Genomic DNA, 24,469 nt, shown 5'->3' on the forward strand with positions numbered 1-24,469 from the left:
TAAAATTATGCTGTTAATGGATTCGTCTTAATATTAGGTCCATTAGCAGTTTTTTTTGTAATGAATTCATAGCAGAATCTAGTGATTATCGCTGTTTATAAGCCTTTCCTTATGTTATAATTAGGTGTTTAATCAATATCATTAAAGGGGCGTTAAATGAGATTTTATAAGGCAATATTTAAAGCATTTTCTAAAGTTATTTCTAAAGCAAAGATCGTCGATTATATACTATTTATTCTACATTCATTTGTGCTGGTATATTTTCTTAAATTATCTTATGATGTAGTTTCTACTATTCGACCTATGCCAACAAGTGATTTTATTTATTATTGGAACCTTGCGAGTGATTTATCCATATACCATAAAGGTGGTATTATTGGTTTTATATATGCACCGTTTAAATACTTTGGGATTCAGCCTTATTGGTCTGCTTTAGTTGTAAATTCAAATTTTTTAATACTTGTTTTTACCACCACTTGGTTAGGCGTTAAACAGAAGAATATATGGTATAAATTAGGTGGACAGTTATTTGCAACTTTTGGATTTGCAATGTTTGCACTTTGGAATACCGGTTATGCTGGTATGGTAAATGCTGATTTTCCAAACGTAGCTTTACTTATTGCGGCAACACGTTTTTTTAGTTTGTATCTGACTAGTCAACTATCAAAGAATAGTGATCAGCCCCAATCTAAACTTTGGCTTATTCTAAGTGGTATCGCTATATTTTTAGCTGTGGCTTTAAGAGTAAAAACTGGTTTGGCACTTGGTATTATTGTAGGCTTCACGATATTATTTAATATTAAAAAATTGACGAAAGACAGCGTTTTAAGGGCTGTCATTTTGACTGTATGCATTGCGGTTTTTTTTGCTGCAATATCTGAGCTCGCACTTAGAAGTCAGTCAGATCGTCCGCTAGATGTGGCGAGACAAGGCCGATTACAACTCTACACTGGCCTATTAGATACAGAAGTAGGTTCAATGTGTGGTAGATGGACAAGAGAAGCTTATGATAAAACACTAGAAGAAATCGATTTACCGTTAGTTGATGTAATCTCCAAACATTTGAGTGTAAAGAGCAAAAGTTATATTTTGGATATTATTTTTTGTAAACTAGAAGCCGTCATAAATTATGATGAATTTTCTTTTAGGGAAACACTTGCATTTGGCGTTAAATATAGAGATTATACTGTGTCTGACTTAGAAATCACAAGACATTATGAAAAAGTAGAAGAGGGATGGGTTAAGACCTTTAAATGGATTACCAGTTTATTGATATTGGCATGTATCATGTTTAGAATCAGATATAAGATTAGAGGCGCATTTATACCGTTTACAATCTATTTGGCATTTATGATGCTCCATAGTATATTTGAAATTCAAGCGAGATATATGGCAGAGCCTTTGCTATGGTCTTTTTTTGCAGCTGTATTTATTATATTCGAAATACCTTTAAAACAGGAGCGAACTATTGAAAATGAATAAACTTATTAAAAACAAGATATTCTTATCTATCGTCTTAATCACGACCATAAAGTTAATAATAGGAACTGTTTTGATCAATCGTGCGCAAGTGGACTCTGTTTTCGATTTTGTAAGTACTTTCTCGATAGGTACTTCTCCTTGGGAAGTTTTCTATGCAAATGGAGATTATTCTGTATTTCCATATCCAGCACTCATGCTATATGTATATAAATTCATGCAACTTTTATTATCCGTTTTTGGCACTGCACCTCAATGGCTAAGAAATTTACTTTATACGCTACCGATCTTAGCAGCGGATCTTGGTTGTTTTTTAGTACTGAATAAGATGTTTCCTAAAAAAGCATGGAAGATCATTTACTTTTTTCTGTTGTCACCCGTTGTTATATATGCATCCTTTTTTCTTGGACACTTGGATTTGATCGCAATATTCTTTTTACTCCTGTCACTTTATCATCTTCAAAAGCGTCATTATATATCTATGTCAGTAGCGCTTGCACTTGGGTTTAGTGTCAAAATTCCGATGCTTTTTGCTTTACCTCTTATATTGGTTTATTTATATCGAAACATACAAAGAGACCGCTTTAAGATTATTGCAACTTCAATTGCGTCTTTTCTAGGTGTAGTGGTTTTTATATCAGCACCATTTACATTTAGTTTGAGTTATATAAGTATGGTTTATCTTAATCCTCAACAAAGTTTACTATATGATCTTTCATTAAACATGGGTAACTATCAGTTATACGTTGCTTATCTCGCAGTATTAGTAATTTATGCACGTTTTCTGATGTATGAGAAAGTAAATAAGGATCTGTTACACAATTTTTTAGCAGTTGTTTATTCTGTATTTGTGTTGCTTGTTCCACCCTCTGAAAATTGGTATGTATGGAGTTTTGTCCTTTGTTCAGTACTCTTTATAAGTTTATTAGATCGCGTTAAAATCGCATATGCTTTAAGTGCATTGTTTTCAACTATGTATCTTATTACTTTTCTATATGCGCCGTATTTAGAGAATTTACAACATAAAAATCTTGTTTTTACTACTTTTGAAGGTGTGTTGATGTTTGTTGTATACGTTCTTTATAAATACGGGATTAAGTCTAACCGAGTATATAAGAAAAAAGAACATGCAACTCTAATTGGTATTGGTGGAGATTCTGGCGTTGGTAAAACAACAGTTAAACAAAGTATAGTTCAATTATTAGGTGCTGAAAATATAGTGCCAATTGAATCAGATGGTGATCATAAATGGGGACGTGGCGATCAGAGCTGGGAAAATATAACACATCTTAATCCCAAAGCAAATTATCTATACCGCCAAGCGCAGTATTTAAAAGCACTAAAGAACGGTTCCAATATTGAGCGAGTAGAGTACAATCATGATACTGGCGGTTTTTCAGAACCTTTAAAAGTATATGCTAATGATTTTATCATCGTAGCAGGTCTGCATCCGTTTTATTTGCCACAGACGCGTAAGCTGATTGATATCAAGATATACCTTGATACGCAGGAATCACTTAGAAGACACTGGAAAATCAGAAGAGATATTGCTACGAGAGGGTATTCTGCCGAACAAATTACAGCTCAAATTGAAGCAAGAGAAGAAGATGCACAGTTGTATATTCATCCGCAAATGAATTATGCAGACCTAATTATACAATTTTTTACGGATGATCTTTTCCAAGTTGGTAGTGATGATAATCCAAGATTAAAACTTAAAATCAAATTATCACTAGATGTTGAAGTTGAAGGTATTTTAGAGCGAATTCAAGAAATTGGATTTGAAAGTACTCATTTTTATGATACCGATATGAGCTTTCAGCACATAATATTTGAGAATGAAGTTCCTAAAGATGTTTTAAAACTTATTGCAGAAAGCTATATTGAAAATATTGATGAACTAATCAATGGACATGAGATCATATGGAAAAATGGTTATCAAGGTATGATTCAATTATTTACTTTGATTTTGTTAAGTCATCATTTCAAAAAAGGAGAAGAAAATGAATTATAAAGGCATATTGCTAGATCTTGATAACACACTTTATAATTATGACGTTGCACATGAAGAAGCCTTGACTGATACACTTACTCTTTTCTCAAAAGAAACGGGATTAACGTTTAGCGATGCAAAGCGCATCTTTAGTTTAGCTAAAAAGAGCAATCATATTAAATTACATGGAACGGCATCTTCCCATAGTAGAATTTTGTATTTTCAAAGAATGCTTGAGGAAGTTGGTGCTTTTGATTTTTCATTAACATTAAAACTTGAGTCTAATTATTGGCAACTGTTTTATAGCTTGATAAAGCCTGAACCCTTTGCTTTGGAATTCCTAAAGGAAATTGATTTACCCAAATGTATCATTACAGACTTTACTGCTATGGCACAGTACAACAAAATCATAAAGTTAGACATGGATCAATGGATTACGCACCTAGTTACATCAGAAGAAGCTGGTGTTGAAAAACCTCATCCATTTATATTTACTTTAGGTCTACAGAAACTTGGTCTAAAAGCCAGTGAAGTTATAATGATAGGAGATTCCTATGAAAAGGACTGTTTGGGTGCAAGTGCATGTGGTATAGACAGTATCTTATATAAAGGCAATTCTGATTTAGAAGATTTAAGTAAGGGGATTCATCCGTTTAATAGTTTTTTTGACATTATTCATTGGTTAGAATAGGAGAGCGATATGGGATCAATAAGTCGAGAATTTATTGCACTTTGTCATCAATATTCTGATGCTGTGGATTTGATACAAGCAGGCGGAGGAAATGCATCGACAAAGTATTTACTTGAAAATGAAAGTACAAAAAAAATGATGATTAAAGCATCGGGTTTTCTAATGTCTGAAGTAGATGATAAAAGTGGCTTTAGTATAATTGATTTAGATAAAATAATCGCAATTGTTGATGGCGTCCAGAAGAATATAATTTCAATTGATGATGAATCGTTACAAAATCAAATGGTAAATGAGGCGAATTTATCTAAATTACGTCCGTCGATTGAAACATATCTGCATGCACTTTTACCGTTTAAACATGTGCTACATCTACATTCATTTGCAGCACTGCGTTATACATCTACTGAGGATTATAGTAAAAGGGTTGCACATCAATTTGACAAACCAAACACCTACGACCATGATTTTCTATGTGTAGGCTATGAAAAACCTGGCATGAAACTAGCACTCGAACTTCAACAAAAGTTGAATATGTATAAAGCTGTATATCATAAAACACCTCAGATCATACTTTTGAAAAATCACGGTATTATTATTGCTGCAGATGATCTTGAGCAAGTAGAGCAACTCTATACTAAGAGTGAAGATTACTTGTTAAAGCAAATGGTTTTACCTGTGGAGACATCTTCTTCATACAGACAAATCATTGATATCAAAAGAGCATTTGCATCTTCTTTCGATAATTTGCAAGTTTTTGTGAGATTAAACGAGGATCGTGATTTAGTAAGGTTTAAGCGTCTTCGATTATCATTTCCTGATGCAGTTGTTTTCTGTGGTCCTGAGGCAATTTACTCTGAGAACTATGATCAACTGATTGATCACATTGAAGCATATAAGATCAAATATAATGATTTTCCTAAAATCATTGTTTATCAAAAGAATTTATATTTTGTAGCAACGACCATAAAAAAATGTTTAGAGATTCAAGATGTACTTAAAATTCAATTTTTATTAGATGAGCAATTAGGTGAAAAACTTAACTTGCTTGAAGTTGCTCAAATATATGAGCTTCTCAACTGGGAAGCTGAAAAGTATCGAAAAAAATTATAGTTAGGATGGTTTTTTCATGAAGATTATTATACCTATGTCTGGTAGAGGACAGCGTTTTATAAACAAAGGCTATAAAGTACCGAAACCATTGATTGAAGTAGATGGAAAGCCCATTATAGAACATGTTGTCGACATGTTTCCTGGTGAAGATGAGTTTATATTTATCTGTGCAAAGGATCATTTAGAAACGACGAATATGAAGGCAATTTTGAATAGAATTGCGCCAAAGGGTAGAATTATTGCAATTGAGCCACATAAACTTGGACCAATATATGCAGTACAACAGGCATACACATATATTGATGCTGATGAAGAAGTAATTGTTAATTACTGTGATTTCGGTTGTTACTGGAATTATCAAGATTTTTTGGCGCATACCAGAGAGCGTGATGCGGATGGTGCGATACCGGCATACAAAGGTTTTCATCCTCATATGCTTGGAACAACAAATTATGCATTTATGCGGGATCATGAACAATGGATGTTAGAAATTCAAGAGAAAAAGCCATTTACTGATAATCGAATGGCAGAATACGCTTCGTCAGGAACATATTATTTTAAAAGTGGTAAATTACTCAAGAAATATTTTGATTTAACAGTTGAAAGAGATTTAAATTTAAATGGTGAGTTTTATGTATCTGTTGTTTACAACTTATTGATACAAGATCAGTTAAAGGTATCCATCTATGAAATACAACATATGCTCCAGTGGGGAACACCTGAGGATGTAGAAGATTATTTGTATCATTCGAACTATTTTAAAAAACTAATTCATAATAAACCGTATCATGCTACTAACCCAGATGTGATCAATCTAATCCCCTTAGCAGGGGAAGGTTCAAGGTTTAGTAATGAAGGCTATATCACACCTAAGCCGCTCATTGAAATTTCTGGTAAGCCAATGATTTTACAAGCTTTTGATAGCTATCCAAAGTCGGATAATGCAAGGTTTATAGTTCTTGAAAAACATTGCGACGCATATGGAATTGACGATGTTCTAAAGTCAGAATACTCGGGAGCAAAGATCTTGAAATTGAATCACGTTACTGAAGGACAAGCGATTACGGCATCCTTAGGTATAAATGCTGGAGACCTCGAAAAACCATTGTTAATTGCGGCTTGTGATAATGGACTTATAATAGACGAAGAGAAATACCGTCGTTTAATGGCTGATCAAAATTGCGATGTCATCTGTTTTACTTTTAAAAATAATCCCACAGTAGGGGCAAATCCAAAGGGTTATGGGTATATAAAAACTGACAATACTGGCTGTATAAAAGACGTCTCAGTAAAAATACCGCTCTCAGAAAATCCAACAAAAGATCATGCAATTGTTGGTGCATTTTATTTTGCTAAAGCAAAATACTTTGTAGATGGTGTGGCGTATTTAAAAGAACATAATATAAGGGTAAACAATGAATTCTATATAGATTCAATTATGGGAATACTAAATGAACTTCATGTAACGGGTTATGTTTTGACTTGTGATTATGAGAGTTGGGGGACTCCTAATGATTACAAAACGTACAGTTATTGGCAAAGTTTCTTTCATAAATCTAATTTTCATCCGTATAGGATTGAACTAGACCCAAGCTTTAATCCGTTAAAGGTACAAGAGTGGAATGAGAAATTTTATGCATTTCAGCAAGAAAATAGGTAAATAATGAAAAAGTGGTTTGAACTAGAGGTTGTTAGATATCTCGTGTCAGGTTTAAGTGCAGTTGCAACTGACTTTTTAATATACATGATGCTTTACCTTATTTTTGAGGTTAATCCTTCGATTTCTAAGGGAATCTCATATATTTCAGGAGCTTTATTAGCTTTTTTAATCAATAGAGCATGGACTTTTGATGCCGGTAAATCTCATCATACTCATATAGCACTGATCAAATTTACAGTTTTATATGCATTTAGCTTTTCGTTAAATGTCGTGATTAATGCTTTTGTTTTAAATATTAGTGAAATTGCGCTGTTAGGCTTTTCATTTGCAACTGGAACAAGTATCATTGTTAACTATATAGGACAGAAATTTTGGGTATTTAAAAAAATAGGATAATCATACAATAAAATCTAAGTAATTAGAAAGGAAAACAAATGCAACTTTCAATTGTTGTCCCTTGCTATAATGAAAAAGACAATATTCCACTTATTTTAAATCGTTTTTCTGAAGTTATTAAAGATCGTTCGATTGACGTGATCTTAGTCGATAACGGTTCCACTGATGGCAGTAACGAGGTATTTGAAGATTTAGTCCCAAATTATAATTTTGCAAAACTCGTATCAGTTCCTATAAATAGAGGTTATGGCTTTGGGATTGTATCAGGCTTAAAATCTGCAAGTGGTGATTACATTGGCTGGACTCATGCTGATATGCAAACTGATCCAAGAGATGTAGCTCTTGTTTACGATATGATTTGCGCACAAGATACGGATAAACCTAAAAATATATATTATAAAGGACTGAGAAAAAAGAGACCACTCATAGATGTTGTCTTTACTGTGGGAATGAGTCTTTACGAGAGTGTTAATTTTAAGATGAAATTATGGGATATCAATGCACAACCTAATATTTTCCCAAAAGTTTTCTTTGATAGATTAGCTTTTTTTCCTGATGACTTTTCATTGGATCTTTATATGTATGTAATGGCAAGAGAATATGATTTAAAAGTTGAACGTTTTGAGGTGCTGTTTACGGACCGAATTCACGGTGAATCAAAGTGGAATGATCAAACTTTAAAAGCAAAATGGAAGTTCATAAAAAGAACTTTATCTTTTAGTCGTTTACTTAAGTCAGAATTAAAAACACAAAATTTAGAATAGGGAGATTATAGTGGAATTTATAAGTCATAGAGTTAATACTATTAAAGCGCTTAAAGAAACACCGGAAACTTGTGGTGTAGAATTAGACCTTAGAGATCAAAATGGAGAAATCATCATATCTCATGATCCATTTGTTATTGGTGAAAAGTTTGAAGATTATCTGAAGCATTATCACCATGGGACAATGATATTAAATATTAAAAGTGAGCGAATCGAACATAAAGTATTGGAATTAATTAAAAAATATAACATTGAGCAGTACTTTTTCTTAGATTCGTCTTTTCCTATGATTTATTTGCTTTCAAATGAAGGTGAGCAAAATATTGCCATTAGATTCTCTGAGTTTGAAGGGTTGGATACGATTAGAAAAATGGCTGGCAAGGTCAAATGGATATGGGTTGATTGTTTCTCATATCTTCCAATAGATCAAGTTATATATAATGAAATAAAGGCACTGGGCTACAAAATATGCTTAGTTTCACCTGAATTGCAAGGGAGAGATGAAGCAATAGAAGCCTATAAGACCTATAGTGATGCTCAAGGTATCGTTTGGGATGCTATATGTACAAAATTATACAATTTTCATCGATGGAAGTAATTATAATTGTAGCGATTTATGCCGCTACTTTTTTTTATTTTAAAATATTCAACTATCATTTCATATATATTACAAAGAAATTAAGTGTTGATACAAATTGCCACAAATGAAAGATTATAAGATAAAATAAAGCTGTAACTTTACAACGATTTATGAGGAGGAGACACTTATGAAAAATAGAAACGCAATAATTTTCATACTTTTTTTGACACTGATTCTATTTTCCAACAATGCAAGCCCATCCTATGCGGGCACACTTACCGATACCCGATTAGAGGAAATTAATAACGATTTTAAAGGGCTTTGGGTTGCTACGGTCTTAAACCTTGATTATCCAAGTAAAGCTACAACTGATAGTGCCACACTTAAAAAAGAAGCCATTGAGATATTGGATAAAGCACAGATCATGGGAATTAATGCTATTGTATTACAAGTTCGTCCCTCAGCAGATGCATTATATCAATCTAAAATTTATCCATGGTCTAAATACCTTACAGGTAAACAGGGTGTAGCACCGTCTGATGATTTTGATCCATTAAAGTTTTGGATCGATGAAGCACACAAGCGTAACATTGCACTTCATGCATGGTTAAACCCATATAGAATTACAAGAAAAAATGGTTCAGAGCCATCTTATGATTATAGTAGTCTAGCAAGTAATCACCCTGCAAAGTTACATCCACAGTGGGTGGTTGAACATACTGATGGTAATTTATATTTTAATCCTGGATTACCAGAAGTTAGAGAACATATAGTAGAGAGTATTATGGAAATTGTAAGTAATTATGATGTAGATGGTATTCATTTTGATGATTACTTCTATCCAAGTACGAGTTTTAATGATGGAGATGCATATAAAAAATATGGTGCAAACTTTAACTCACTTTCTGACTGGCGCCGCAATAATGTAGATGCTTTAATTAACGATGTATATACTGCAATAAAAGAAGAAAAACCTCAAGTAAGGTTTGGTGTAAGTCCTTTTGGAATATGGGCAAACGCTAAAAATAACAAAGAGGGTAGCGATACTAATGGTTTTGAGTCATATTATAGCCAATATGCGGATACAAAAAAATGGCTTCAAACAAATATGGTAGATTATTTAGCGCCACAATTATACTGGAATATCGGATACAATGCGGCAGATTATAGCAAGCTTGTAGCATGGTGGGCAGACGCCGCAAAGGATTCAAAAGCGAATCTATACATTGGACAAGCTGCATATAGAGTTGGAGATAAAGATGTAACTAGTCCTTGGTATGGTGTGGATGAAATTTCGAGACAACTCACTTTAAATAAATCTTATGCTCAGATCAAGGGGAGCATCTATTTCAGATATGCTTTTTTTAAGGATAATATGGATTTGTCTAATCTATTAACAGTTCATAATAATAGCAATGGTATAGGTTCTGTACAAAAATTGCTCGTTATTGGTCGCCCAGTGAAGGATGTAACGACTACAAGTAGTTTTTATTTCATCGGAGGTGCATCAGATGTTAATTATCCTGTTTACCTCAATGGTGAGGAAATTAGAATAAGAACTATGTCCGGTTATTTTGGTACGTATGTCCCCCTCAAAAATGGTGTAAATACATTTGTCATCAGTCAAAATGGCAAAAAAGTTACACGCAAAATCACAAGAGTTTCTAAGTCGACTACTCAAGCTTCACCAATGACAAAACCTGAGATTATCACAGGTTCTACATGGCCTCAAACGGCTACTATGATAAGCACCGATGAAGAATTGAAGTTTTACTGTCGTGCGCCAATTGGTGCAACCGTTACAGCAACTTTAGCTGGAAAAACATACAACCTTATTCCAAACACTAAATCAACTACTTCTACTGCACTCTATTCGACTTCTTATTCACTGAGAATAAAAGCACCTGTTCAGTCGGGTAGTGCTAAGATTGTTGACCTTGGAAAACCAATTTATAAGATGTCATACAAAGGAACTGTTGATACAGAGACAGGAAACGTCAATGTGAAAATTGCGATGGAGGGTGCCCCACTTGTAGCAATAGTTAATGACGAGTTTATAAATTCATACGAGTCAGCTACTACATCTAATGGCGCACATTTTATTTTACAAAAGGGGATGAAAGACTATATAACAGGAGAAAATGGTGATTATACACGATTATCTTCTGGGATATGGGTGAAGACAAATGATATTTCTGTTTCTAATTCAACGCTTAGTAAAAATGTTATCAATAAAATTTCTACGAGTAATACAAGTAAAAAAGAAGAAATCTATTTTGATATGTCTCAGCAAGTTGTAAGTTCTGTTGATTATGATGGTAAATTTGTTGAAATTAGTTTTGCCAACACTTATAAGATACCAGAATTTAGCAGTCAAAATAGCAGTCTAATTAAATCTTCAGAACATATAGCAGAAAATAGTCTAATGAAAGTTAGATTTGAAATAAGTAACCCAGAAAGTTTAGCTGGTTACTATATGGAAAATACAACAAAAGGTGTAAAATTAGTGCTTAAGAAAAAATTTGCTGCATATTCTGTGAATCCTAATTTTCCATTAGAGGGTGCTGTAATTATGATTGACCCAGGTCATGGTGGAACTGATTCGGGAGCAATTGGCCTTTTAGGTACTTTGTATACTGAGAAAGGTGTTGTTTTAGATTATAGTTTTTATCTCAAGGCAATTTTAGAAGGTTTAGGCGCTGATGTGATTATGACGCGTGATCAAAACATATATGTGAGTCTTGATAGTAGACTGATGTTGTCTAGAGCTGAATCACCAGATTTGTTTATCTCAATTCATGCAGATAGTTTAGATGATTCAGCAGATATATCTAAAGTGCGTGGTTTTACTATCTATTACAAAGATCCTATTGCAAAAGCTTTTGCAAATTCACTAAAAGAGACAATTTCGTCTAAGCATGCAATAGTGAATAGAGGCGTAAAAAATATGAACTTTTATGTTGTGAGAGGAACTTGGACGCCTTCAGTATTAATAGAAACTGGATTTATGCCAAATCCAAGTGATTTTCAATGGCTAACAGATGCATATGAACAAGAGATGTTTGCTAAAACCATAGGCGAGACAATTGTAAAATATTTTAGCCAAAGTAATTAATCGTATTAAATAATTAAAATTGCAAATCAACTTGATAAGTGTCTACTTTCTACAAACTATGGGTATAGTATTGTGGAAAATAGACACTTTTTTTACATAAAGCGTATTGTTCACATTTAGTTCATTATAAATTAGTAAATTGTAAACATAAGTCTATTTACATCTTTCACAATCTAAGTTAAAATATACTTCGTACACGAAACATCGTACACGAAATATCGTATACGATGCTTTACGTACGGTGTAGATAATATGAGTATATTTAATTTGAAAAGGAAGTTGTCAATGGACGAATTTGAACGGAGTTATGAAGTCATACGTAGAGTTAAAAGAATAAAAGAATCAATGCATGAAGGAATGAGCAAGTTGTTTAAAGATGCAAACCTTACAGGCCCTCAAGGGATGGTAGTAGGCATCTTAATGAGATTCGGGTCACTGAAGATCAGTGATATATCTCAACATATGGGGTTATCCATGAGTACAGTTTCTGGAATTCTAGATAGATTGGAAAGAGACGATATTATACTTCGAGAGAAAAGTGACGAAGATGGTAGAGTTATTCTCATTCGACTGACGGATACCTTTAAACAATCCTCTGCAGAAACATTTTCAAGACCAGGTGACATATGGGGTAAAAGCCTCAACTTAGCAACAGAAGAAGAGTTGCAAACGATTTTAGATGCATTATCTATTCTTGAAAGACTGATGCAAGAGGCACAAGAAAAAAGGCTTTAGCGAAAGTTACATTAAAAAAATAAGGAGAGTTACATGACAAAATTAATCAAATTCTTAAAGCCGTTTACTTTGATGATCCTGGTAGCCATAGCGCTTTTATATGGTCAAGCAATGGCAGATCTTTCATTACCAGACTATATGTCTAATATAGTCAACGTAGGGATTCAAAACAACGGCGTTGATCAAGCAGCTCCAGATGTATTTAAAGCGAGTGACCTTGATAGTATGAAACAAATGTTAACTACAGAAGAAAGAAATATAGTTGAAAATAGCTATACACTGATTACTGAAAATGATAATCCTACTGAATATAATGATATTAAAGCATCTTACACAGCGCTTTCAGGTGAAAATGTATATAAGTTAAAGGATCTTTCAACTGAAGATCTTTATGATCTTGAAGTAGTTGTAGCAAAGAGTTTTTTAACAATTGCAAACATGAAACTTGAAAATCCGATTAACATCGATGCATTAGATGAATCAATGCTCGTAAAAATGGGTGCTTCTGGTGTGAGTGAGTATGTTAAAACAATAGGCCTTGATGTGGCAAAAATTCAAAAGAATTACATCCTAAAAACGGGTGGTATCATGTTGTTTATATCTCTTTTAGGTGCAATTGCCTCGATTTCAGTAGGTTTAATTGCTTCAAGAGTTGCAGCTGGTATGGGTAGGAACTTAAGAAAGGCTGTCTTTACAAAAGTTGAAGGTTTTTCAAATGCAGAATTTGATAAGTTTTCAACCGCATCCTTGATCACTAGAAGTACAAATGATATTACTCAAATTCAAACCTTAATGGTAATGATGATTCGAATGGTGTTCTATGCACCTATTATGGGTGTTGGTGGTGTTATCAGAGCACTTGATAAAAGTAATCAAATGTCATGGATCATTGCACTTGCTGTTGTTTTATTACTTTGTTTAATCGCAGTTGTCTTTACAATTGCACTTCCTAAGTTCAAAGCAGTACAAAAATTAGTAGATAAACTAAACTTAGTAGTGAGAGAAAATTTAACAGGTATGATGGTCATTAGAGCATTTAATACTCAAAAGTTTGAAGAGAAAAGATTTGATACAGCCAACCAAAACCTCACAAACACGAACTTATTTGTTAATAGAGTTATGGTATTTATGATGCCGATGATGATGCTTATAATGAATGGTACGACTTTACTCATCGTTTGGATTGGTTCACATGAAATTGCTAGTTCTACTATGCAAGTTGGTGATATGATGGCATTTATGCAATATGCAATCCAGATTATCATGTCGTTCCTCATGCTGTCTATGATGTTTATCTTAATTCCTAGAGCATCTGTAAGTGCAGGGCGTATAGCTGAAGTTTTAGAAACTGAAGAAACAATCTTAGATCCTATTACTCCTGTTCAAATGAATACCCAAGGCAAAGGCATCGTTGAATACGATAATGTTTCGTTTAAATACCCAGGTGCTGAAGAAGCAATGTTGAAAAATGTAAGTTTTAAAGCAGAAGCTGGAAAAGTTACAGCAATTATTGGTTCTACCGGTTCAGGTAAAACGACGCTTGTAAATTTACTTCCTAGATTCTATGATGTGACTTCGGGTGAAATAAAAATTGATGGTGTGTCCATTAAATCAGTTAAGCAAAAGGATCTGCGAAATGTAATAGGGTACGCACCTCAAAAAGCGTCACTGTTTAGTGGTACAATTGAGAGCAATTTACTGTTCGGTGATGAAAATGCAAACTTAGATCAAATCAATGAAGCTATAGAAATTGCACAAGCTGAAGAAATAGTTAAAGAAAAACCGGAAGGTATACTTGCGCCAATTTCACAAAGTGGTGGTAATGTATCAGGTGGACAAAAACAAAGATTATCGATTGCTAGAGCACTTATGAAAAAGCCAAAAGTATACATCTTCGATGACTCGTTTTCTGCACTTGATTATAAAACCGATTCAGCTTTACGTTCCGCTTTAAAAACAAAGACAAATAATGCAACTGTAATTTTAGTTGCTCAACGTATATCAACTATAAAAAATGCTGACCAAATATTAGTTTTAGATGAAGGTAAATTGGTTGGTAAAGGCACACATGCAGAATTGATGGCAAATTGTAAAACCTATCAAGAAATTGCATTGTCGCAGTTAAGCATGGAGGAATTATCATGAGTGAAAAAAACACAAGTAATAAAGCGCCTCAAGGACGCGGCAGAGGACCAGGAATGGGCGGCCCCATGGGAATGATGGGCGGTGGTGCAAAGGCTAAGAATTTTAAAGGTACAATCAAAAGATTGCTTAGTTATCTAAAAGAATATAGAGCAAGAATCATCTTGGTTATATTCTTTGCAATAGGTAGTGCTACTTTTGGAATTATTGGACCGAAACTCTTAGGTAAAGTAACAACAAAAATTTATGAAGGCTTTATGGGGAATCTCACTGGAGTTGGTTCAGGAATTGATTTTGGTTATATCAGTGGAATCCTTTTAACCTTGGTTGGTCTATATGGTATGAGTGCACTTTTGTCATATATTCAAGGCTTTATTATGACTGGTGTTTCAATGAAAATCAGTTATAACATGAGAAAAGATATTTCTGAGAAAATCAATCGAATTCCACTGAAGTACTTTGATGATACAAATCATGGTGAAGTTTTATCTAGGATTACAAATGATGTCGATACTGTAAGTACAACCTTGAATCAAAGTTTGTCACAGATTATCACTTCTTTTACAACGGTAGTCGGTGTCTTGGCAATGATGATTAGCATTAGCGGATCGATGACTCTTGTAGCACTAGCAATAATCCCAGTGTCCATGGGACTTGTTATGCTCATCGTAAAACAATCTCAAAAGTTTTTTAAAGAACAACAAAAGCAACTTGGTCATGTAAACGGTCATATTGAAGAGATGTTCAGTGGTCATGTAATCATAAAAGCATTTAATGGCGAGGAAAAAAGCATCGAACGTTTTGATGTGTTCAATGATAATCTTTACAAGACAGCATGGAAATCACAGTTTTTATCTTCAATTATGATGCCGATGATGACAATCATTGGCAACATCGGTTATGTTGCAGTTTGTGTGCTTGGTGGCTCACTTGCAGCTAAAAGTGCAATAGAAGTAGGGGATATTCAAGCGTTTATACAATATGTAAGAAACTTTACTCAGCCACTTACGCAACTTGCGAATATCTCAAATGTCCTTCAACAAACAGCAGCAGCAGCTGAGCGTGTTTTTGAATTTTTAGATGAAAATGAAGAAATTGTTGAAACTAAAAATCCAGTAGATGCAAGTAATATCAATGGTGTAGTAGAATTTAAAAATGTTCACTTTGGTTATAATGCAGATCAAACCGTTATCAATAATTTCTCAGTAAAAGTAGAAAAAGGCCAAAAAGTCGCAATAGTAGGTCCTACTGGTGCTGGTAAAACAACGATGGTCAAACTCTTGATGCGTTTCTATGATATCCAGTCAGGAGAGATTCTAGTTGATGGCAAAAATATCCAAGAATTTAGCAGATTTGACTTGAGAGACCAATTCGGCATGGTTTTACAAGATGCGTGGTTATATAATGCATCTATTAAAGACAATATCCGATATGGTAATTTAACAGCTACTGATGAAGAAATCGTTGAAGCTGCTAAAGCAGCACATGTAGATAGCTTTGTGCATATGCTTCCTAAAGGATATGACATGTTATTAAATGAAGAAGCATCTAATGTATCCCAAGGACAAAAACAGCTTATTACTATTGCGAGAGCATTTTTAGCAGATCCAAAACTCCTTATACTTGATGAAGCCACAAGTTCAGTTGATACGCGTACTGAGGTACAAATTCAGACCGCTATGTCAAGGTTAATGGAGAATAGGACGAGCTTTATTATCGCACATAGACTTTCAACGATTAGAGATGCTGACCTTATATTGGTTATGAATCATGGTGATATCGTTGAGCAGGGAACACATTTAGAACTACTTGCTAAAGATGGATTCTATGCCAATCTATATAACAGCCAATTTGAAAGTGAAGTGGCAAGCTAGTCGCATAAATAAACTTTATATGTGAATTTAAAACTAAAAATCTATATTTCAAGTTGGATTGTCTACTTGGTGTATAGATTTTTTTTAGTTGTGCATCTATAGCAAAGATTATAGATTGATTTATATATTGATGGGTAAATATGTCATAGTTCATGTTTGACTAATAATACAATCGTGCTATCGGTTGCATAGATAATTGTACTTTTTAGTGAAAATGTGTGAATAAATTGTTGCCAGTATCAATAATTCATTGTATAATGAGCGTAAATGAGGTTGTTTTTTAACCATTTTGTGCAAACGAATGCACAGATTGTGTTTGAGTTTTCAAAATGATTGAGAATATAACTTCAGCAAAAAATGAGATTTGCTAAATATTGTATGCAAGTCGAGTTCTAAATGGGAGATGTAGGAGGATTAAAATGAAAAAGTTAGTAAGTTTATTGCTAGTCATGGTAATGATGTTTTCATTAGTTGCTTGTGGTAGCAAAGAAGAAGTTGTTGAAGAAACAACAGCAGCAGCTGCAACAACTGAAGCAACAACAGAAGCGGTTCAAACACTTGACGGTTCAATTTCAGTTCAAGTTGAAACATCTTGGTTAGAGTATTACCAAGCGGTAGCTGACAGAGTTAAAGCTGAAAATCCAAATGCAACAATTGATTTTATCGAAGTAGCATCATTTGATCACTTAGATACAATTGATAAAACTGATATTTCAAATTCTGATGTAGCAGATGTATTTGCACTTCCTGCTGACAGAATCTACGGACTTGCACAAAATCAAGTTTTAGCAACTATTGATGCACAATCAATGGCAGCTAAAGTTGGTGGATTTGCTGATTATGACGCTGGTCTTGGTGGCAACTTTAACATCGATGGCGACTACTTAGCATTCCCTATGAACATTGAGACGCTTATCAATTTCGCGAATACTGCTAACGCAGCTGCAGCTGGAATCGATTTAACACAACCTATTGAGTTTACAACATTAAATCCAGAAGATATGTTAGTACCTGTATTTGATGCATGGTTTGGTGTTTCATTAGCAAACTCAGCTAGTATTGAAATGCTAGGCATGAATGATGATGGCTCATTATATTCTGACTTAACAGAAGATTGGGCAAACTTACCAGCTGATAAGCAAGCTGTATTTACAGCACTTTTCAATTACTGGCAAGCACATGATCAAGCTGGTACTTCTTTATGGGATAGCAACGCAGCTTGGGGCTATATGGACTCTGCTTTCACAACTGGTGGACAAACATCTATCAGACTTGAAGGACCTTGGTCAACAGGTAGCTTATCAAACTTAGCTGGAGAAGGCAAAGATTTAGCAATTCTTCCAATTAATCAAGTTACTTTAAACGGTAAACCACTTGCTCACTGGAAAGGTGGCTGGGGATTAGGTGTTAACGCAAGAATTGAAGGCGATGATGCTAAAATGATGCTTGCTCAAAGATTTATTGAAGAAGTAGTTAACCCAGAATACGCTGTTGATTTCTTTAAAGCAACTGGTAAAATCTTAGAAAACGTAGATCCTTCTGTATATGCATCTTCTGACTTATCTGATGCAGATAAAGCAGTAGTTGCAGCAGTTATTGAGTCATATCAAGATGCACCTGCTAGACCTTTATTCACTGAATGGGGTTCAGTTTGGGATACTTGGAAAAACGGATTACTTTCTTGGGCTGCTGTAAAACCTGCAAATGTAGAAGCAGCTTATGCAGAAGTTCAAGCTTCATTTAAAGCTATGATGCTAAACTTCTAATAACTTAAATTTAAGAGAAGAGAGGTTAAGCCTTTCTTCTCTTTTATTTTTGAGTCACAACTACTCTGTGACAAAATCTGAGGGCTCGACACCTAAAGATTTTATTCGAAAGGATTCATGATGAATACAAACACTAAACTGCCAACAAAAAAGCTTTATTTGATCTTATTATCTTGTGCACTTATTATTTTTATATCATCTCTTGAGACGATGATCAAAGTTAAAGATACAATGTTATTTAATGACTGGGTTGAATCAAATCAACTTATTGGTGACAATACGTTACTTTTAAATGATTATATTAGTATTAATTTAAGCATCTTTTTTTCAAAAATAATTATTCCCGTAATATTTGCAATTTATACGTATTATGCTTATATTAAGATCAGAATTAATCAGTTATATGTATTTATTTGGACGGTCTTAAATATAGGTGGATTAGCATATACCGTAGTTGAACTGAGACTGGATTCTATTTTTTATTATTTCAATATCTTAGGATATGTTATTATGTTATTGACCTTATTATCGCTGATTGATGTAATCCGTGAAAACAAATCAAAGTAAAGGTGGGACGATCTTGGGAAAATATAATGAATTTCTGTATGATGACATAGGCAACGAGTATGCACGTAAAAACCTTTATTTACTCGAGCTGGCAAAACTACAAAGCAAACTCAAAACTGCAAAAGCTGAAGAAAAGTTAGAAATAAATGATGCAATAAAAAAACTTATTAAAAACAAGAAAAATAATCCATATAATTTGGAGTTATCCTCATATAAAAGTAAGGAGAAAAATTTCCTTACTACTTTGAATGCAAAAGTTAAAGTATTTGTTAGCAATTTAGATAAGTCGATTGATGGCAAACTTAAAAAAATGGAAAAAGATCTCTTTATTAGCACAGAAAAAGCTTCATTTTATAAAAAATATGTTCCTCTAACACATGATGCTGCACTTGCTTACGAACGTAATTGCATCATGAGAGATCAATTGCCAGAGATTATACAAAAGTATAAAACAACAAAAGATGAACTTACTAATGCAAAGGCGCATTTGAAACAAATTGATGTTCAAAATGAAAAAAAAGTCAAATTAGAAATCAAGGAATTTGCTTCTAAACAAAAGGCTATTTTTAATGAAGGAAAGTTAAAGTTAAAAGAAAAGAGACATTCTAAATTAATTTCTGATAAAGCACTTAAAAATGGTATTATTGAACTTCAAAAGAAACGTTCTGAGGCGATTAACCTTAAAAGTTATGAATCTGATAAAAAATCTACAAAAGAGTTGATAGAAAATAAAAAATACGTACTCAACAAAGGAATTAGAAGAGAACTAAATGTACTTAAATCTAATATTTCTGATTTAAGAAGAAAAACCCCTATAGAACTTAGTAAAACAAAGCCATATTTCTCAGCAATTACAGTTTTATTTCCAGGAATAGGTCAACTTCTCAATAAACAGGCTTTAAAAGCGATAGTTTTTGCATTCGCTACACTATTTATATACGTAATTGCAATTCCTTATGCACTTGGTTTTGGTAATTATCAAGGCAGTGGTATTTCGGGACTTATTTCTTTAGCTGAAGGAGGGAAGAAGGTAGATAAATCGCTGATCTTCATGATAGAAGGTATTGTTGCGATCTTTTTACTAATGTTTTCTGCTGCCTTGCTTATGTTGTCGTACTTTGATGTGAAAAAGGTTGAAAAAGATGCAATGAAAGGCATTAGACCTAGAAACTGGTTTGAGTCTTATTCTAAAATTGGTCAAGAAGGTTTTCCTTATTTGGTATCTTTACCTGCTTTAATTGTAACTGTATTTATCGTTATTGTGCCTATCACAACTGCGATTATGCTTTCTTTTACCGGTATGGATCCAAAGCATCAATCTAAGTTTACTTGGGTTGGTATCGAAAATTATAAATTAATTGCAACTGGTTCTGGTCTTGCTGGATCAGTTTTCTGGTCAATACTTGGTTGGACTTTGGTCTGGACTGTTTGCGCAACTTCACTTGCAATATTTGTTGGTTTTATGCTGGCAATTATAGCTAACAATGATCGTATAAAAGGAAAAACATTCTTTAGGGTTGTTTATCTACTGCCTTGGGCTGTTCCTGCTTTTATCACAATTATGTTCTTTAGTATTATGTTTTCACAAAATGGTTCAATTACCACTTTGCTAGATAATTTCTTTAATATCCAGTTAACAGCTAAGACAGATCCATTTTATTCAAGAATTGTTTTGATTTTGCTACAAACGTGGCTTGGTAGTTCGTATGTGTTCTTATTATCAACAGGTGTACTTCAAGCAATCCCAGGTGATTTATACGAGGCAGCACAAATTGATGGTGCCACTGAATGGCAAAAACTAAAACGTATCACTATACCAATTGTCCTTTTCCAAACTGCACCTTTACTAGTAGGACAGTATACGTTTAATTTTAATAATTTCTCGATCATCTATCTGTTTAATGGTGGTGGACCTTTTAATCCGTCAAAATATGGCAACTTAGCTGGAAGTACAGATTTATTGATTTCCTACATCTATAAATTGACGATGGAAAATCAATATCAATCGATTGGGGCTGCTATAACAATTGTTATATCGCTTGGACTCATGCTCTTTGCCTTTATTGGCTTTAAGAACTCAAAAGCATTTAAGGAGGAGAGGTTATAATGAAAAAATCAGATAAGAAAAAATCAGATAAGAAAAATAAACTATACCTTTCTGATAAACAACCTCTAAGTACAGTTGGAAAACTCATGCTTTTTCTATCTTATATTGTATTATTTGCTTGGGCGCTTATTATCTTATTACCGCTCGCTGATATGGTTGTTTCGGCATTTAATGGTCGACAAGAGCAGTATATAATGCTAAATGATAATTTTCAGTTTTCTTTAAAACATTTTGATTACCTATTCAACGAAACACTGTATCTAAGTTGGGTGAAAAATACTTTGTTTATTGCAATTATGACAGCGGTTATCACGTTGATCATTGTTAGTTTTACTGGATTTGCATACTCCAGATATCGATTTAAAGGCAGAAAGGCATCTCTGATGGCTATTATGCTGATACAAACGATTCCAACATTTGCTGGTATTACAGCTTACTTTACAATGCACTCTGTTATCTCATCAATTGCACCTTTTTTCACAAGACAAATGATGCTGATCCTGATCTATGCAGGTGGTGGGATTGCAAGTAATACTTTTATCCTCAAAGGTTACATCGATTCAATTTCAACGGAACTCGATGATGCAGCAAGAATAGATGGATGTTCTAGCATGCAAGTTTATAGGTTGATCATAATGCCAATTGCTAAACCAATGCTTGCGATTATTGCACTTTGGTCATTTATAGGTCCATTTATGGATTATTTATTACCACGTGTATTGCTGACTAACCCAGAATCTTATACATTGGCGGCTGGACTTTTCACTTTGATCAATGATTTCAGAACGATGAACCAACCTGCATTTGCAGCTGGTGGTTTACTAACAGCTATTCCAATCGTTGCGTTATTCATTGTACTTCAAAAACAATTGGTTTCAGGTTTATCTCAAGGTTCCGTTAAAGGTTAAGTCATTAAAAAATGTGATTTTAGGAGGCTAAAATGAACGTAGTACTTAAAAATATTGGTAAGAAGTATGAGGGTAGAGAAGAATTTACCCTTAAAGATATAAATTTGGAAATTGCAGACAAAGATTTTTGTGTTATACTAGGACCATCGGGTTGCGGAAAAACAACTTTGCTAAGAATGATTGCTGGCCTAAATTCAATCACTGAAGGCGATTTGTTGTTTGATAAAAAAAGAATGAATAAAGTACCATCTAAAGATCGAGATATTGCGATGGTGTTTCAGTCGTATGCTTTATATCCTCATATGACGGTGTATGATAATATGGCATTTTCACTTTCTATGCGTAAAGAACGTAAAAAAGTGATAGATGAAAGGGTTATGGAAGCTGCGGAACTATTACAAATCAAGGAGTACCTTTATTCTAAGCCATCTGATATATCTGGTGGTCAAAGACAAAGGGTAGCACTTGGTAGAGCAATGGTAAGAAAACCTAGTGTTTTCTTAATGGATGAACCATTATCAAACCTAGATGCAAAACTTAGAGAGCATATGAGAGTTGAACTTGTTAGGCTCCATAAGGCTCTTGGTACGACCTCAATTTATGTAACACATGATCAAACTGAAGCCATGACCATGGCAACAAAAATTGTACTTATGAATGATGGAAAAATTCAACAAGCTGGTAAACCTGATGAGTTTTACAATCGACCTGAGAATATTTTTGTCGCTAAGTTTATTGGTTCTCCAACGATGAATATCATTGAAGGGATCATAAAAGAAGGAAAATTCGTTGCTGACCATGGCTTGATTGAGATTACGCCAAGTCCTAACGATGCGCTTAAATTAAAACCTTTTGAAGGCAAATTAGTTTCAGTAGGAATTAGACCAGAACGTTTTGAAAGTGGTGGGGAGTTTGGCGATACATTCAGTGCTACCGTTGATGTCGTCGAAATGCTTGGTAAAGAAAAAATCTTATACGCAAGACTAGATAATGGTTCTGAGCTAGTCATTTCAACACCTGGTCACTTTGAATACGCTGTAGATGAAGTACATTCTTTTGGTTTTGATGTCGGCGCAATACACTTTTTTGATACTGTGACAGGTTTAAGAATCAACTAGATTACAAAATATTATAAAATTGAACTTACTTTAAGGAAGTGATGTTATATGGCAATTACTATAAAAGATGTTGCAAAACTAGCAAATGTATCCCCATCAACTGTTTCTAGAGTCATATCTCAAAGTCCTAGAATTAGTGATGCAACAAAAAAACTTGTCTATTCAGCAATGGACGAGCTAAAATACAAGCCCAATGCCATAGCAAGAAATTTAGCAAATGCTTCTACTAAAACACTTGGATTAATCATTCCAAATCAAGATGAAAATCTATTTAAAAATCCTTTTTTCATACAAGCAATGCGTGGAATAAGCATATATGCTCAAAAAAAGAATTACAAAATTATGTTCAATTACGGTGCAAGTCCTGAAGATGAGCTTAGTTTTGTACATGAGTTTGTGAATTCAAAGTGGGTAGATGGGATTATTCTACTTACGGCATATGAAAACGATTTATGCATAGAGTATTTAAGTGAAGAAGCCTTTCCTTTTGTTGTTGTTGGTAGACCTTATAATATTCACGACATCATGTGGGTTGATAATGATAATTTTCAAGCAACTTATAACCTTGTTAATTCTTTGATACAAAAGGGTTGCCAGGATATAGCGTTTGTTGGTGGTCCGCAGAAATATATATTTTCAAAAGACCGTTTAGAAGGGTACAAAAGAGCTTTAGAATTGAGAAATTTAACAGTTAATAAGGACTTAATTATAGAAGCAAAAGATTTTACTGAAGAAGATGGTTATCAATCTATGGCTAAAATATGTGCAATAAAAGTGCCTCATGCAGTAGTAACGACTGATGATCTTCTTGGTTTTGGTGTTCTAAAATACCTTAGAGAGCATGAGTTAAATGTTAAAGTAACGGGTTTTAACAATATTCCACTATCAGAATATCAAAATCCAGCCCTTACTTCTGTTGATATCAAAGCAGAGGATCTAGGGTATAATGCGGCCAAGTTACTCATCAAGGCACTAGAAGGCGTTGAAAATACAGTTAATCACTATATTGTAGGGACTGAACTTGTAGAACGCGAATCAACATTATAATTACTATTTTATAAATTAAAGAGTTGATTGTTCAATATGATAAGTCATCATATTTGAACAATCAACTCTTTTTATTTTGTCGAAATAAACTATTTTTTCATTAGTTTTTCAAGGGTTATCATGAATTCGTCAATGACTTCATTTTCACCTTGTTGAAGCCTGTCAATCACACATGTTTTAATATGTTTCTCTAAAATCACCCTAGAAAGAGCATTTAGTGCAGATTGTGCGGCGGCAATTTGATTTAAAATATCATCACAATATACATCTTTTTCAAGCATTCCTTTAACACCTCGAATTTGACCTTCTATTCGATTGCAGCGATTAAGTAGTGCTTTACGTTCTTTTTCGGAACGATGCGTTATTCGATTACAGTTACAAACCGGAGTTGTTTCAAGTTCATTCATCATATACCAC

The 24,469-nt window shown here is 33.8% G+C and carries 19 protein-coding genes; 18 read left to right on the forward strand and 1 reads right to left on the reverse strand.

Going from position 1 to position 24,469, the window contains the following annotated elements:
• The first annotated feature begins 156 nt into the window (after positions 1-156).
• The 18 genes from QE109_RS09135 (at position 157) to QE109_RS09220 (ending at position 24,052) form a co-directional block, all read left to right on the forward strand.
• Complete coding sequence (locus tag QE109_RS09135) at positions 157-1,482, forward strand: hypothetical protein (RefSeq protein WP_281094152.1); 1,326 nt, start codon at positions 157-159, stop codon at positions 1,480-1,482.
• Positions 1,475-3,493, forward strand: a complete 2,019-nt coding sequence (locus tag QE109_RS09140; RefSeq protein WP_281094295.1) for a hypothetical protein — start codon at positions 1,475-1,477, stop codon at positions 3,491-3,493. The genes QE109_RS09135 and QE109_RS09140 overlap by 8 nt, the downstream gene beginning before the upstream one ends.
• Entirely contained in the window at positions 3,483-4,163 is a 681-nt protein-coding gene (locus QE109_RS09145) for an HAD family hydrolase (protein ID WP_281094154.1), read from the forward strand. The genes QE109_RS09140 and QE109_RS09145 overlap by 11 nt, the downstream gene beginning before the upstream one ends.
• Positions 4,164-4,172: 9 nt before the next feature.
• Positions 4,173-5,273 (forward strand): class II aldolase/adducin family protein, encoded by a 1,101-nt coding sequence (locus tag QE109_RS09150; RefSeq protein WP_281094155.1) that lies wholly within the window; start codon positions 4,173-4,175, stop codon positions 5,271-5,273.
• Positions 5,274-5,289: 16 nt separating this feature from the next.
• Positions 5,290-6,933, forward strand: coding sequence for an NTP transferase domain-containing protein (locus QE109_RS09155; protein WP_281094157.1), 1,644 nt, complete (start codon positions 5,290-5,292; stop codon positions 6,931-6,933).
• A 3-nt stretch (positions 6,934-6,936) separates the two neighbouring features.
• Complete coding sequence (locus QE109_RS09160) at positions 6,937-7,329, forward strand: GtrA family protein (protein WP_281094158.1); 393 nt, start codon at positions 6,937-6,939, stop codon at positions 7,327-7,329.
• A 38-nt stretch (positions 7,330-7,367) separates the two neighbouring features.
• Positions 7,368-8,093, forward strand: coding sequence for a glycosyltransferase family 2 protein (locus QE109_RS09165; RefSeq protein WP_281094159.1), 726 nt, complete (start codon positions 7,368-7,370; stop codon positions 8,091-8,093).
• 10 nt (positions 8,094-8,103) lie between these two features.
• Positions 8,104-8,691: a PI-PLC domain-containing protein gene (locus QE109_RS09170; protein WP_281094160.1), complete on the forward strand. Its 588-nt coding sequence runs from the start codon at positions 8,104-8,106 to the stop codon at positions 8,689-8,691.
• 169 nt (positions 8,692-8,860) lie between these two features.
• Positions 8,861-11,788 carry an N-acetylmuramoyl-L-alanine amidase gene (locus tag QE109_RS09175; protein WP_281094161.1) on the forward strand — a complete coding sequence of 976 codons (2,928 nt, stop codon included), beginning with the start codon at positions 8,861-8,863 and terminating at the stop codon, positions 11,786-11,788.
• Between the two features lie 285 nt (positions 11,789-12,073).
• Positions 12,074-12,523: a MarR family winged helix-turn-helix transcriptional regulator gene (locus tag QE109_RS09180; RefSeq protein WP_281094162.1), complete on the forward strand. Its 450-nt coding sequence runs from the start codon at positions 12,074-12,076 to the stop codon at positions 12,521-12,523.
• A 33-nt stretch (positions 12,524-12,556) separates the two neighbouring features.
• On the forward strand, positions 12,557-14,668 hold the full coding sequence (locus QE109_RS09185; RefSeq protein ID WP_281094163.1) for an ABC transporter ATP-binding protein: 2,112 nt from the start codon (positions 12,557-12,559) through the stop codon (positions 14,666-14,668).
• Positions 14,665-16,539 carry an ABC transporter ATP-binding protein gene (locus tag QE109_RS09190; RefSeq protein ID WP_281094164.1) on the forward strand — a complete coding sequence of 625 codons (1,875 nt, stop codon included), beginning with the start codon at positions 14,665-14,667 and terminating at the stop codon, positions 16,537-16,539. The genes QE109_RS09185 and QE109_RS09190 overlap by 4 nt, the downstream gene beginning before the upstream one ends.
• Positions 16,540-16,958: 419 nt before the next feature.
• The gene (locus QE109_RS09195) at positions 16,959-18,305 is read left to right on the forward strand and encodes a sugar ABC transporter substrate-binding protein (protein WP_281094165.1); all 1,347 of its coding nucleotides are present in this window, start codon (positions 16,959-16,961) and stop codon (positions 18,303-18,305) included.
• Between the two features lie 117 nt (positions 18,306-18,422).
• Positions 18,423-18,872 carry a hypothetical protein gene (locus QE109_RS09200; protein ID WP_281094166.1) on the forward strand — a complete coding sequence of 150 codons (450 nt, stop codon included), beginning with the start codon at positions 18,423-18,425 and terminating at the stop codon, positions 18,870-18,872.
• Positions 18,873-18,885: 13 nt separating this feature from the next.
• The gene (locus tag QE109_RS09205; protein WP_281094167.1) at positions 18,886-20,979 is read left to right on the forward strand and encodes a carbohydrate ABC transporter permease; all 2,094 of its coding nucleotides are present in this window, start codon (positions 18,886-18,888) and stop codon (positions 20,977-20,979) included.
• The gene (locus QE109_RS09210) at positions 20,979-21,887 is read left to right on the forward strand and encodes a sugar ABC transporter permease (protein ID WP_281094168.1); all 909 of its coding nucleotides are present in this window, start codon (positions 20,979-20,981) and stop codon (positions 21,885-21,887) included. Before QE109_RS09205 ends, QE109_RS09210 begins: the two co-directional genes overlap by 1 nt.
• Before the next feature lie 32 nt (positions 21,888-21,919).
• Complete coding sequence (locus tag QE109_RS09215) at positions 21,920-23,005, forward strand: ABC transporter ATP-binding protein (protein ID WP_281094169.1); 1,086 nt, start codon at positions 21,920-21,922, stop codon at positions 23,003-23,005.
• A gap of 48 nt (positions 23,006-23,053) precedes the next feature.
• Positions 23,054-24,052 carry a LacI family DNA-binding transcriptional regulator gene (locus QE109_RS09220; protein ID WP_281094170.1) on the forward strand — a complete coding sequence of 333 codons (999 nt, stop codon included), beginning with the start codon at positions 23,054-23,056 and terminating at the stop codon, positions 24,050-24,052.
• Between the two features lie 89 nt (positions 24,053-24,141).
• Here QE109_RS09220 and QE109_RS09225 read toward each other — a convergent pair whose 3' ends face one another.
• Complete coding sequence (locus QE109_RS09225; RefSeq protein WP_281094171.1) at positions 24,142-24,459, reverse strand: metal-sensing transcriptional repressor; 318 nt, start codon at positions 24,457-24,459, stop codon at positions 24,142-24,144.
• Positions 24,460-24,469 lie beyond the last annotated feature (10 nt).

Origin of the sequence: Fusibacter bizertensis (assembly GCF_029914245.1) — a bacterium.
GTDB lineage: Bacteria > Bacillota > Clostridia > Peptostreptococcales > Acidaminobacteraceae > Fusibacter_C > Fusibacter_C bizertensis.